The sequence below is a fragment of the Paenibacillus sp. 7516 genome, from assembly GCF_002272715.1.
Classification (GTDB): domain Bacteria; phylum Bacillota; class Bacilli; order Paenibacillales; family Paenibacillaceae; genus Paenibacillus; species Paenibacillus illinoisensis_A.
Map to the genome: position 1 here is coordinate 95,399 of NZ_NPBI01000002.1, position 13,064 is coordinate 108,462.

The following is a 13,064-nucleotide window of genomic DNA, read 5'->3' on the forward strand; positions in this document are numbered from 1 at the left end:
CATGAGTTTATTGTCAGTGGAAAACGTCAGTCACAATTTTGGTGACCGCACGTTATTTAAAAATGTATCTTTTCGTTTACTTGCAGGAGAGCGTGTAGGCCTGGTTGGAGCTAATGGTGTAGGAAAGTCCACTTTAATGAACATTTTGACCGGAAAATTGCTGAAAGACAGCGGGAAAGTAGAGTGGACACCAAAGGTCCGGTACGGATATTTGGACCAGCATACCAAGCTGACTCCTGGCAAAACAATCCGTGACGTTTTAAAAGATGCCTTCCTTCCCCTGCTTGAGCTGGAAAAGGAAATGATGGCCATTACTGACCAGATGGCTGATGCAGATCCAGACCAGCTTGAAAAATTGCTGGAAGAAATGGGTGAAATCCAGGAGCAGCTTGAGCAGGGCGATTTTTATTTGATTGATGTAAAAGTGGAAGAAATGGCGAATGGCCTCGGATTATCCGCTATTGGGCTTGATCGTGACGTTGCTGCTCTAAGCGGGGGACAACGAACCAAAGTATTGCTCGCCAAGTTGCTGCTCGAGAAACCGACGGCTCTTTTGCTGGACGAGCCAACCAACTACCTGGACGTAGAACACATCGAATGGTTAACACGATATTTAAAAGATTATCCTTATGCATTCATCCTGATTTCGCATGATACGGAGTTCATGAATGAAGTCGTTAACGTCATTTACCATCTGGAATTTGCTAAATTGACGCGTTATGCTGCCAACTACAATAAGTTTCTCGAAATGGCCGATATGCAAAAAGCTCAACATATCGATGCCTATGAGAAACAGCAGGAATATATTAAGAAACAGGAAGATTTCATTCAGCGTAACAAGGCAAGAGCCTCCACTTCCGGACGTGCCAAAAGCCGCGAGAAGCAGCTGGGCAAGATTGAACGAATCGATCGCCCAGATGAAGCGGCAAAACCGACATTTAAATTCAAAGATGCCCGTGCCAGCAGCAAAACAGTATTCGAGGGAATTGATTTTGAGATTGGTTATTCCTACCCTTTGCTGCCTAAAATGACAATGACAATCGAACGTGGTGAGAAGATAGCCATTGTTGGATGTAATGGTGTAGGTAAGTCGACGCTGCTTAAAACCATCTTGGGGAAAATACCTCCGATTAGCGGTAAAACGTTCCTGGGGGATTATCTGGAGACGGCTTATTTTGAACAGGAAGTCCGTGCTGGCAATATTACGCCGATTGAAGATGTGTGGAACGAATTCTCCCATCTGACACAGAACGAAGTACGAGGACATCTGGCACGCTGCGGTTTGAAAAACGAGCACATCACTCGTCCGCTGAGTGCGCTTAGCGGAGGAGAACAAGCGAAAGTTCGCTTGTGCAAGCTTCTGATGCGTGAAAGCAATTGGATCCTGTTTGATGAACCGACAAACCACCTGGATGTTACAGCAAAAGCGGAACTAAAACGAGCCCTGCAAGAGTTTAAAGGTACAGTATTGCTCGTTTCCCATGAACCTGAATTTTATCAGGATTGGGTCACCAAAACATGGGACGTCGAAGCCTGGTCTGAAAAAAACTAGTTGTTGCGGAGCAATGAAGTGCTCTACAATCAAAACCTTCATCAACATTAGATTAAAAAATCAACGGTGACAAAAAAAGGTGTCTATGGTAACATAGGCTACAACTTCATACGATCACTAGGGGGGCCGCTCGTTGCGGCTGAGATGGAATAATGCGATTCCGGACCCTTTGCACCTGATCTGGATTATACCAGCGTAGGGAAGTGGCGCGTTTTAGTTAATGATATGGGCCAATTAATATTCGATATTATAGCGAATGTAGATGCTCACAAGTGGAACATGAAGGTATCTCGTATATATCAAGGCTATGGTTTAATAGCTTGTATACCTGACAACTGGCATGTAAAGCTCATTTAACTAACTGACATGTTATCGCGGCCACTCCCTACGGGAGTGGCTTTTTTGTGCTTACATATTGACGGCAGGGAAGGTGAAACCAAACGGATATCTCTAGGAAACTTATGAATTCATTATCGTTTGAACTGCATGCTGTTTCGCCGGGCATAGGGGATGAACAACGTTTTGTGAAGATGGCAGCGGATGCATGGCCCTGGCTTGACTATATCCACATTCGGGAGAAGCATCTAACGACCGAACAAAAAATTCAATGGGCGTATAGTTTGCTGTATGCAGGAATTCCATCTGATAGGATCGTGATCAATGGTCTTAGTGATCTGGATGATTTGGAAAAACATGTATTATTTCAGGGGGTTCATTGGGGTCAGTCCAATATGGCGAATATTCAAGGCAGCAGCCTGAACAAAAGCTATCGACTTCGTCTCGGCATTTCTGTTCATTGTCTTCACGAAGCTAGAGAAGCTGAAGAACGCGGAGCAGATTACCTCTTTTATGGTCATGTATTTTCCTCCAGCAGCAAACCTGGGATCAAGCCGAGAGGGCTAGTTGCACTGTCTGAAATATGCTCATCTGTTTCCATCCCCGTAATTGCCATTGGCGGTATTGGACCGGCAAACATAGCAGCTGTACGTGCAGCTGGAGCAAGTGGTGCCGCAGTAATATCTTCTATATGGGCCAGTGATAATCCCGAACGCTCAGCAGCAGCCTTGAGGCGGACTGTTGAACGATAGAAATTAAGAATAAATCACGGAGGTGAATGAATGAGCGGAGAAGCAAGAGGCCGAAGACGAAGTGGCAGCCTTTACCGAAATGGAGCAGCTTTTACGACCCAAATACGTGGAGAAATTCGTGGCAAGCTTCATGCGGAAACGATTGTTGTGGGAGGCGGCGTTATAGGTTGTGCCATCGCGTATGAGCTAGCTTCACGAGGTAAGGAAGTGATTTTGATCGAGCGTGCGCGTATTGCAAGTGAGACATCTTCTGCCGCAGCGGGCATGTTAGCTGCAGACAGCGAGTCGTTTCATACTACTGTGATGTCAAAGCTAGCATATGAAAGTAGAAAACGACTGCATCAGCAAAAAGAACAGCTTCAACGACTAAGCGGCATCGAAATTGGCCTGCAGCAGAATGGATTTATTACACCATTTCGGAATGAAGACGAGATGATAAAGTATAGTGATACCAGAAGAAGTACAGATTTGCTTACAGAGAAAATATGGTGGGATCATTCCAATCTTCAACGTGAAGCTCCATGGATAAGCAAGGAAACTTTCGGAGCTCTATATAGGGCTTCAGAAAGCGAGCTTCTTCCTGTCAATTTGACACGTGCCTATGCGAGGGCAGCTCAGACAATGGGAGTCAAAGTATTCGAAGGAGTACAGAATGTAAGTCTAACTGCGGATTCGAGTGGAATCCAGGGTGTGGAAACGTCGATTGGAAGATTAACGTGTAAGCATGTTGTTGTCGCAGCTGGATTACAAGGTGGAGAGATGTTGAAACAGGTGGGTCTTAATCTGCCCACTCTTCCGGTGAAAGGTGAAATTGCAGCAATTCAATATGCGAAACATGATGCAGATTACAGACCTGACAAGACGGTTTATGCAGATAATGTATACATTGTCCCCAAAGCAAACGGCGAAGTCTGGATCGGAGCTACCAGTTTACCGGGGCGCTCAGATCGGGATGTTACTGTTGGAGGTATTCAAAAGCTGCTTACATCCGCAGCAGGCTGGGTCCCTGGAATTCAGCAAGCCCAGTTTATCCGTGCTTGGGCAGGGGTTCGACCAGCGACTCCTGACGGTTTGCCTTATCTGGGAGCTTGTAAAAGCATACCTGGGCTATATGCCGCATTTGGACATTACAGAAACGGCATCTTACTGAGCGCAATAACCGGCAGTCTGATGGCTGATTTGATTGCTGGCCATTCTTCGGAGGAACTTGGCATTGATGAATTGAGTCCGGAGCGTTTGAGCAGAAAGGAGATTATGCAGTGAACATCATCGTAAACGGGCAGAGCATGAACATTGATGACGATTTGAATCATGTGGATCAGTTGCTGCAATCCTTTAATTTGCAGGTGAAAACTGTGGTGGTTGAGTTAAATCGTCAGATTTTGATGAGGGAGCAACACGCATCGACTGTATTAAGAGACGGAGACCGAATTGAGATCGTACATTTTGTGGGAGGCGGTTAAAACATGCTGAAGATAGGACATCATTCATTTCACTCTAGATTGTTGTTGGGTACGGGCAAATTTGACGATTTGGATGTACAGAGTCAAGCGGTAGAAGCGTCAGGAACCGAAGTGTTGACTTTTGCCGTTCGACGCCTGAATTTGGAAGAACGGGGTAAACGACACTTCCTTGATACACTCGATTTAAAGCGATTTACTTTACTCCCTAACACCGCAGGAGCTTCCACTGCAGAAGAGGCTGTCCGAACTGCTGAACTTGCCCGTGCCTCAGGACTTTGTGATATGATAAAAGTAGAAGTGATCGGAGATGGAATCACACTGCTGCCAGACCCGATCGAAACGTACAAGGCCTGTGAGATCCTGTTGGAAAAAGGATTCACCGTACTGCCTTATATCTCGGATGATGTGATTTTAGCCAAACGGCTTCAACTGCTCGGGGTTCATGCAGTCATGCCAGGTGCTTCACCAATCGGAGCAGGAAGAGGCATTATCAACCCGTACAACCTGGAAATCATATTGGAGCAAGCGGTTGTTCCTGTAATTGTGGATGCAGGATTACGGTCCCCCAAGGACGCTGCTTATGCCATGGAGCTGGGGGCGGATGGTGTGCTGCTGAATACGGCGGTGTCCGGTTCGGGAAACCCGGTTAAAATGGCAAAAGCAATGCGAATGGGAGTTGAAGCGGGAAGACTTGCTTATGAAGCAGGCATGATACCCGTTAAGCGTTATGCGGCAGCCAGCAGTCCGGCGGAAGGAATGGTTCATACATGATAGAAGAAACAAATTCAACGGAGCAAAGTGATCGATATTCGAGACAGGAACGGTATGCTCCGCTTGGCAAAGAAGGGCAGCGCCGACTGAACAACAGCAGGGTTGTTATCGTGGGCGCCGGTGCACTGGGAACCGGCATTGCGGAGACGCTCGCCAGGTCAGGTATTGGACATATTACCATTGCGGACCGGGACTATGTGGAATGGAGCAACCTGCAGCGACAGCAGCTCTATGTTGAACAGGATGCACTTCAGCGAATGCCAAAAGCGATGGCAGCCGAAAAACGCCTGCTCGATATCAATTCCTCGATTGTCATTGAAGGCAAGGTGATGGATGTCCGTGCAGACGAGCTGGAGGATCTCATTCAAAATGCAGATCTCATCATGGATGCCACGGATAATTTTGATACAAGGCTGCTGATTAATGACATGTCCCAGAAATACCGCATTCCCTGGATTTATGGGGGGTGTGTGGGGAGTTATGGTATCACGTATACGTTCCTGCCCGGGGATACCCCTTGTTTGAACTGTTTACTTGGCGAGGTACCGCTCGGTGGTGATACTTGCGATACATCGGGCATCATACCTCAGGCTGTGCAGATGGTAACGGCGAACCAGACAGCAGAAGCGATGAAGCTTCTTAGCGGTAATGAAGGTGCGCTGCGGCGTAAGCTGTTGTCGTTTGATGTATGGCGGAATGAGTACATATCCATAAATGTGGATGGGGCCAAAAAAGCAGATTGTCCTTCCTGCGGAAATACCGCCTCCTATCCTTACCTTTCCGCTGCCAATCTGGAGAAAACCGATGTGTTATGCGGCAGGGATACGGTTCAGATTCGTCCTTCTCGCTCCATGAAGCTGAATCTTCAAGATACGGCTGAGCGTCTGAGGAGGCTTGATGAAGGACCAGTCGAAGTCAATCCGTTCCTGATCTCTTTTACGACAGGGGTGCATCGATTGGTTATTTTTCAGGATGGACGTGTTCTGGTTCATGGTACAAAAGATACTGCAGAAGCTCGTACACTCGTACATCGATACTTTGGCTAAATGATTAAATTCTCCAGTCTGTTCCCTATAGGGGAATGGACTTTTTCGTTTTACGGCATGCTAAGCAAACAATAGGTTGCTGTACTTCTGGTGGAAATGATAAGGAAATTGGTCATTTTTACACCTTGACAGCGGTTTGAGACAGGCCGGGTGAAACGAAAATGAAAACGTCCATTTTACTTATTGGTGCCAAAGACCGAACGAACTTGATTAAGGAAGTGTTGTGTGCCGAGAGTTACTCCGTTTTTGATATTAAATGGGAAGAGCTGTATCAGGAACAGGACGCTGGATTGGAAACCTGCAGCATGATTATTGGCGTGGTGGATGAGGAGCACGACACTTCAATTGTGGAGGAACTGCAGTGGCTAATGGAGTACAAGGAAGGCGTCGTTCCTATAATCGTGCTTACACCACAGGCACCCCCGGAACAGATCGTCGCTTGGCTTGATCAGGGCGCAAATGATGTGATTGTTGAACCGTTTCAGTGGAAAATCGTGATGGCGAGAATTCGAAATTTACTCCGCGTCTTCTCGAATGCAGCCCGAACGGATGAGGAGGTCATCGTTGTGCATGATCTTAAAGTGAATCTGCGTTCACGCAGGGTAAGCCGTGCAGGGGAATATCTCATGTTGACACCAAAAGAATATGAACTGCTGGAATTTTTGGCCAGACACGTGAATGAGGCATGTACGCGGAGTGTAATTCTAAGGGAAGTGTGGGGGTATGATTTTGCGATGGATACCAATGTAGTGGACGTATATATTAAACATTTGCGTGTTAAGGTGGATAAAGGGAGAGATATTAAACTGATCCATACGGTACGCGGCATCGGCTACATGCTTCATACCAGTTAATGAATGACTCCCAGCGTCCATATGACGTTAAGTTACCAAAATACGCCTGTTTGTAATCCTGAGAAATCCGGGTAAATATAAAAGGACCGGATCCAAGATCCGGTCCCAACTGCCTGTCTATAGTATAAATTAGAGTATAACTACAGTACGCGGCGAGCTTTAATATATGTTCTTTTCCAAGTACCGGAATTCAGATCCGAGATGGTTACACCAGGAGAGCCGTAAGTGTGCAGAATTTTACCATTTCCAGCGTATACTCCTACGTGAGTAATGTTTGAACCTGTGGAACGACTACCGCTCGAGAAGAATACCAGATCTCCAACACGCAGGTTAGCCTTCGATACAGCCTTACCTTCTTTGGATTGTTTTACAGACGTACGTGGCAAATCTACACCATACTTCTTAAAGATATATTTCATAAAAGAAGAGCAGTCAAAATATTTCGTAGTGGATGTTGACGCGCCAAATTTATATGGTGTTCCCGTAAATTTTTTGCCGTAGTTTACGATTTGTTGTCCAGTAGATACGGATGCAGTTGCTGCTTGTGCAACAGGTGCATTTGTCATTAATACAGCTCCAAAACCTAATGTAGCGCACAACCCGACGGTTACGGCCTTTTGGACTAAGATGTTTGTTTTCATGTTGTTTGTTACCTCCAAAATTCGTTTTCGTTAAGTTGCTAAAGCGAGTATAACAGGTTTGTAACAGCCTAGAAATTGGATACACCGCTATAATCCCTTGTACAGCCTAGGTTTGGGTTTCTTTATTAAAAAATAATTAAAAATGTCAAAAAATTAATCGTTGACTTATATGTTTGGACAGAAAACTAGAAAAGACCCTTGATAATCAAGGGTCTTTTCTAGTTATGATCGTATATTCCGTACATTTTATAGGTTACAAAAAAGTAATAACTATCGAGAATATAGGTTTAATCTTTGCTCTGTATGATAAGTAATAATCCACTGTCTATGGATACAGTTCCTGATGCTCCAAGGAGTTTATTGCTTATTCCCAACGATTGTCCCATCCGTATGGTAGCTTGATCAAGAGGATACAGGAAGCCATCTAATGTAATACCCGTAACTTCTGGAGTGAGGGGCAGTAATGAAATGTATTCATATCCCCGGTCCTCCACTTCTAATTTTGATGTTGTCAGCATCATATAGTTGTGTTCGTCCTGAATGGTACAGAAGATATGATGCTGCATAGCACGAACCATAATATGTACATTGGCCAAGGTGTGGTCCAGTCTAGTCCCCGTAGCTCCAAGCATCAGGATACGGGTAGGTTCGTGGTCTAGTGCCGTCTCAAAGGCCATTTCAGTGTCTGTCCAATCTTTTGCGATAGGATCAACCGTGATCATGCGCTCACTGTTTTCACGCACCATTTGCCATTGCTGCTCTGTAATGGAGTCGAAATCTCCAACTGCTATATGAGGCTTTACGCCATGTTCAATTAAATACAGTGCTCCGCGATCGGCTGCAATAACCATATCATCTTGTCTAATTTCTTTGAGAAATTGAGGAGAGAGAGCCCCGCCTGTAAAAATCACAATGCGTTTCGTAGTCATTCCATTCATCCTTTCTATTAATGTAGAACGTATAACATCATTTCACAGTATTCACGAATGTTCTCAGTATAAAACACAAAATGTGGTTGCACAATTTCAGTCCTCGCGGATACAATGGGTAGAGCGACATGGAGATGACTTGAAAAGTGAGGTTTGAACAGGTTGGACTTGCACATTTTTGAAGTGTTCAGCATTATTGGCACCGTTGCTTTTGCAATGTCTGGTGCTTTCGTGGCGATGGAAGAGGAATATGACATCTTGGGCGTGCTCGTATTGGGGCTAGTGACCGCCTTCGGTGGCGGGGTGGTTCGTAATGTACTGATTGGGGTGCCTGTCACTACGCTATGGAGTCAGGGTGGACTAATTATGCTAGCGCTGGTATCTGTTGCTGTAGCGTTCTTGCTTCCTCTGAAGTGGATCGGTCACTGGAAGAGGACAGAAGCGCTATTTGATGCGATCGGACTGGCGGCGTTTGCCATTCAGGGTGGACTGTATGCTGCTAATATGGGACATCCCATCAGCGCGGTAATCGTTGCTGCAGTACTGACGGGAATTGGCGGGGGAATAATTCGTGATTTGCTTGCAGGCCGCAAGCCACTTGTCCTCCGCGACGAGATCTATGCGGTATGGGCTATGACAGCCGGATTTGTTATAGGGATGGGATGGTTTACCTCGAATGCGGGACTGTTGATATGTTTTGCAGCAGTTGTATTTTTCCGGATGTGTTCTGTACATTATAAATGGAAGCTTCCTCGCCGTTCCTTGGTAAGCGCAGAAGCAGTTCCATCACAGTCTTCACAGTCAGCGCTTAAGCGTACGTTAAGCAAGGGGGAGTAATCATGGTTCGTGTTTTGTTTGTTTGTCTAGGTAACATTTGTCGATCACCTATGGCAGAGGCGGTATTGCGTCACAAGGTAGAGGAGAGAGGACTTCAACACCAGATTCAGGTGGATTCGGCTGGCACAGGAGATTGGCATGTTGGCAAGCCTCCGCATGAAGGAACGCGCAAGCTGCTGGATTCGTACCAAATTTCCTATGCCGACATGGCTGCTAGGCAATTCGGAAGTGATGACTTTGATCAATTTGACTATATTGTCTGCATGGATGATTCCAATGTTGCCAATGTGCGTAAGATAACTGGCGGAGCAGAGGCTGATATTATGAGATTCATGGACCTTCTGCCGAATGAATCCCTTCGAGAAGTGCCCGATCCATACTTTACAGGTAACTTTGAAGAAGTGTACAAGCTGGTAGAAGCGGGTTGCAATGTACTTTTGGAGCAAATTCAAAAAGATCATTCTCTTGCCTAATCCTAAGAGGTACAGGATTTGTTCAAAAAATGATGTTATAGACAAGCAGGAGATTCCTGCTTTTTTTAAGTGGATATTTGTAAGCGTTATCAAATAAAAAGAGAAAAATAGCGGCCAATACAGCCGCTTATAATAATGAAGCACACTAGTTCTCTTGCAAGAAATACAACAAGGCTTCAGGCAGTTCCTTTTGCCAAAATCCCCATTGATGATGACCATCCTTTTCCCGATAAGAGACGTGAGCACCGCGTTTTTCGAGCAAATCACGAGTGTCTCTGTTTAACTGAACAAAATCATAAGTGCCGGTATCCGCCTCAAAGGCAGTTTCCTGTAAACCGACAATCATCCAGATGGATAGCCAGGACAAGTCTTCTTCAGCTGCATAAATCTCCTGGGAGGCAGAATAGAAGGCTCCAGACATGCTGATCACCCGTGTGAACAGATCCGGATAGAGCAGGGCCAAATGTAATGAAACACTGCCACCAAGCGAATCGCCAGCGAGAACGCGTTCCTGTGGGGAGCGTCTTACCGGATATTTCTCTTCAATAAAGGGAATAATCTCTTCAGCAAAGCATGAGGTATATGCTTTGAATCGATTACCGAATGGAGCATATTCCTGGGTTCGAACGGAAACGTCAACCTGAACACCTACAATGATGAAAGGTTCAGCACCCTCATCCAGAATAATACGGTTGGCAGTCGTAGCGATACGACCAAAGTTGAAGAATTCTTCGCCGTCCTGACAATAAACGACAGGGTAGCTGAGTAATTCGTTATAGCCTGGTGGAAGATAAATTCGAAGTGTTCGCTTCTCTCCAAGATAGCGGCTATCGATTTCTTCCTTAACAATCGTACGTTTCAAATAGCGGGAATCCGTCATAAAACGTCACCTTTCTCGGTTTATTTTTGCATTCGTCCGCGCAATACGGTAAGATTAACCTGGTGCGGGGATAGGTCAAACACGCAATCATGTATTATGCTGTTATACCAATATTAAGCCCCTGTTATACATACAATCCGGAAGGAAACATAAAAAAATTACGGATATCTTTGACGTATGCAGTGAAACAGGTGTATAATAATATTATAACAGCGGAACTTGATATTCAAATTTTTTGTTGAGGTGAAGAAAAAAATGAGCAAGGTTCCTTATGAAGTGTATACGGAGGATGTAGAAGCTCTGTCCGTGCTGTCTCCTGACGGCGAAATTGTAAACAAAGACATGATGCCTAAACTTTCCGACGATCAATTAAAAGAAATTATGTACCGCATGGTATTTACCCGTACTTGGGATGACCGTGCAGTAAACCTGGGCCGTCAAGGTCGTCTTGGTTTCTATGCTCCAGTATCTGGACAAGAAGCAACAATGGTTGGTAGTGAGTTTGCACTTGAGAAAGAAGACTTTATTGCTCCAGGCTATCGCGATATTCCGCAACTCGTATGGCACGGACTTCCTCTTTATCAAGCATTCTTGTACTCCCGTGGACACCAACATGGTGGACAAATTCCTGATGGCGTTAACGTATTGATGCCACAAATCATCATTGGTGCACAAATTCTGCACGCAATGGGTATCGCTATGGGTTACAAATTGAAGAAACAAAAGCAAGTTGTTATTACGTACACAGGTGATGGCGGTTCTTCTGAGGGTGACTTCTATGAAGGTCTGAACTACGCTGGTGTATACAAACTGCCAGTTATCTTCTTCGTACAAAACAATGGCTATGCCATCACAACTCCTTTTGCTAAACAAACAGCAGCTCTGTCCATCGCTCACAAAGCGGTAGCAGCAGGGATCAAAGGTGTTAAAGTTGACGGTATGGACATCTTCGCTGTTATCAAAGCGGTTCAGGAAGCTGCTGAACGTGGACGTAACGGAGAAGGCGCTACATTGATCGAAGCGGTAACTTACCGTTTCCGTCCTCACTCCCTTTCTGACGATGCTTCCAAATATCGTACAAAAGAAGAAGAGGCTGAGTGGAGCGAAAAAGATCCAATCGCACGTTTCGCTAAGTATCTGGAGAAAAAAGGTCTTTGGACTGAAGAAGATACAGCTCGTGTGAAAGAAGAAGCAAAAGCTAAAGTAAATGAAGAGATCAAAAAAGCGGAAAAAACCGAGAAAATGACGATTTCAGGCTTGATCGACAGCATGTTCGAACAAACGCCTAAGCACTTGGAAGAGCAAAAAGCTGATTTCCAATAAGTTTTTTCCGATAAAGCATAAACATCCGGCGCCGGCTCTGGTGTCTCGGTATACATGTATGAATTCAAATGTGAACTGTCAATGTTTAAGGAGGAAATGAAGCAAATGGCACAATTGAACATGAAAGAAGCAATCCGTGATGCGCTTCGCGTTGAGTTGAAACGTGATCCTAACGTTCTGCTTTTCGGTGAAGACGTAGGTAATGTAGGCGGCGTTTTCCGTGTAACGGAAGGTCTGCAAAAAGAGTTTGGCGAAGAGCGTGTATTTGATACTCCGCTGGCTGAGTCCGCTATTGGTGGTTTGGCTGTAGGTTTGGGTATTCAAGGCTTCCGTCCGGTAGCTGAAATCCAATTCGTAGGTTTCATCTTCGAAGCACTTGACCAAATGGTAGTGCAAGCTGCTCGTATGCGTTTCCGCTCCGGTGGAAAATACAATTCTCCAATCGTATTCCGTACACCATTCGGTGGCGGTGTAAAAGCGGCAGAATTGCATACAGATTCTCTGGAAGGTTTGCTCACGCAAACTCCGGGTATTAAAGTAGTAGTTCCTTCTAACCCTTACGATGCAAAAGGTCTGATGATCGCTTCCATTCGCGACAACGATCCTGTATTTTTCATGGAGCACTTGAACCTGTACCACGCTTTCCGTGCAGAAGTGCCTGAAGAAGACTACGTTGTTGAACTGGGTAAAGCAAATGTTGTTCGTGAAGGTTCCGACGTTACGATCATCACTTACGGTATGATGGTTCATACTTCCGTTAAAGCAGCGGAAGAGCTTGAAAAACAAGGAATCAAAGTTGAAGTCATCGACCTTCGTACGATCAGCCCGATCGACATCGATACCGTTGTTGCTTCCATTAAGAAAACAAATCGTGCAATTGTTGTACAAGAAGCTCAAAAGAGCGCAGGTGTTGCAGCTGAAGTCATTGCCCAAATCAATGAAAAAGCAATTCTTCACCTGGAAGCTCCGGTTCTGCGTGTAGCTGGTCCGGACACTGTATATCCATTCGCACAAATTGAAGATACATGGCTGCCTAACCCAGCACGCATCGTTGCTGCGGTTAACAAAGTCGTAAATTTCTAATTTGATCATCTGACATGCCGCAAGGCGCAGTATGGTGATTCACATCGCAGCACAGGCTGCACTGTAAACAGCCATTAGCCCCTTGATTGACAGTTATTTGCATTCGCAGTAACAGTTAGTTCTT

Annotated in this window: 14 protein-coding genes and 1 riboswitch; of the genes, 11 read left to right on the forward strand and 3 right to left on the reverse strand. The window is 45.3% G+C overall.

Annotation, left to right across the window (positions count from 1 at the left end):
- Nucleotide 1: 1 nt before the first annotated feature.
- From CHI14_RS00530 to CHI14_RS00560, 7 genes are all read left to right on the forward strand, one after another.
- Nucleotides 2-1,552: an ABC-F family ATP-binding cassette domain-containing protein gene (locus CHI14_RS00530; protein ID WP_095286466.1), complete on the forward strand. Its 1,551-nt coding sequence runs from the start codon at nt 2-4 to the stop codon at nt 1,550-1,552.
- A gap of 109 nt (nt 1,553-1,661) precedes the next feature.
- Nucleotides 1,662-1,771, forward strand: a riboswitch (TPP riboswitch).
- A gap of 242 nt (nt 1,772-2,013) precedes the next feature.
- Nucleotides 2,014-2,640, forward strand: a complete 627-nt coding sequence (locus tag CHI14_RS00535; RefSeq protein ID WP_095286467.1) for a thiamine phosphate synthase — start codon at nt 2,014-2,016, stop codon at nt 2,638-2,640.
- Nucleotides 2,641-2,670: 30 nt separating this feature from the next.
- A complete protein-coding gene (thiO, locus tag CHI14_RS00540) occupies nt 2,671-3,903 on the forward strand; it encodes a glycine oxidase ThiO (protein WP_095286468.1) in 1,233 nt (410 codons plus the stop codon).
- Entirely contained in the window at nt 3,900-4,103 is a 204-nt protein-coding gene (gene thiS, locus CHI14_RS00545; protein WP_095286469.1) for a sulfur carrier protein ThiS, read from the forward strand. The genes thiO and thiS overlap by 4 nt, the downstream gene beginning before the upstream one ends.
- Before the next feature lie 3 nt (nt 4,104-4,106).
- Entirely contained in the window at nt 4,107-4,874 is a 768-nt protein-coding gene (locus CHI14_RS00550; RefSeq protein WP_095286470.1) for a thiazole synthase, read from the forward strand.
- Complete coding sequence (locus tag CHI14_RS00555; protein WP_095286471.1) at nt 4,871-5,920, forward strand: ThiF family adenylyltransferase; 1,050 nt, start codon at nt 4,871-4,873, stop codon at nt 5,918-5,920. Before CHI14_RS00550 ends, CHI14_RS00555 begins: the two co-directional genes overlap by 4 nt.
- Before the next feature lie 161 nt (nt 5,921-6,081).
- Nucleotides 6,082-6,774, forward strand: coding sequence for a response regulator transcription factor (locus CHI14_RS00560; protein WP_095286472.1), 693 nt, complete (start codon nt 6,082-6,084; stop codon nt 6,772-6,774).
- A 140-nt stretch (nt 6,775-6,914) separates the two neighbouring features.
- Here CHI14_RS00560 and CHI14_RS00565 read toward each other — a convergent pair whose 3' ends face one another.
- Nucleotides 6,915-7,415, reverse strand: coding sequence for a C40 family peptidase (locus CHI14_RS00565; RefSeq protein WP_095286473.1), 501 nt, complete (start codon nt 7,413-7,415; stop codon nt 6,915-6,917).
- Between the two features lie 287 nt (nt 7,416-7,702).
- On the reverse strand, nt 7,703-8,344 hold the full coding sequence (locus tag CHI14_RS00570) for a thiamine diphosphokinase (RefSeq protein ID WP_095286474.1): 642 nt from the start codon (nt 8,342-8,344) through the stop codon (nt 7,703-7,705).
- A gap of 168 nt (nt 8,345-8,512) precedes the next feature.
- On the opposite strand from CHI14_RS00570, the gene CHI14_RS00575 reads away from it, so the two are divergent.
- Entirely contained in the window at nt 8,513-9,181 is a 669-nt protein-coding gene (locus CHI14_RS00575; protein ID WP_095286671.1) for a trimeric intracellular cation channel family protein, read from the forward strand.
- A gap of 2 nt (nt 9,182-9,183) precedes the next feature.
- Entirely contained in the window at nt 9,184-9,654 is a 471-nt protein-coding gene (locus CHI14_RS00580; RefSeq protein ID WP_095286475.1) for a low molecular weight protein-tyrosine-phosphatase, read from the forward strand.
- Between the two features lie 145 nt (nt 9,655-9,799).
- Here the strand turns inward: CHI14_RS00580 and CHI14_RS00585 are convergent, their stop codons facing one another.
- Nucleotides 9,800-10,534 carry an alpha/beta hydrolase gene (locus CHI14_RS00585; RefSeq protein WP_095286476.1) on the reverse strand — a complete coding sequence of 245 codons (735 nt, stop codon included), beginning with the start codon at nt 10,532-10,534 and terminating at the stop codon, nt 9,800-9,802.
- 255 nt (nt 10,535-10,789) lie between these two features.
- Here CHI14_RS00585 and pdhA point away from each other — a divergent pair, with 255 nt between their 5' ends.
- Together pdhA and CHI14_RS00595 are read left to right on the forward strand one after the other, a co-directional pair.
- Complete coding sequence (gene pdhA / locus CHI14_RS00590) at nt 10,790-11,857, forward strand: pyruvate dehydrogenase (acetyl-transferring) E1 component subunit alpha (protein WP_095286477.1); 1,068 nt, start codon at nt 10,790-10,792, stop codon at nt 11,855-11,857.
- A gap of 105 nt (nt 11,858-11,962) precedes the next feature.
- Nucleotides 11,963-12,940: an alpha-ketoacid dehydrogenase subunit beta gene (locus CHI14_RS00595; RefSeq protein ID WP_095286478.1), complete on the forward strand. Its 978-nt coding sequence runs from the start codon at nt 11,963-11,965 to the stop codon at nt 12,938-12,940.
- Nucleotides 12,941-13,064: the final 124 nt, after the last annotated feature.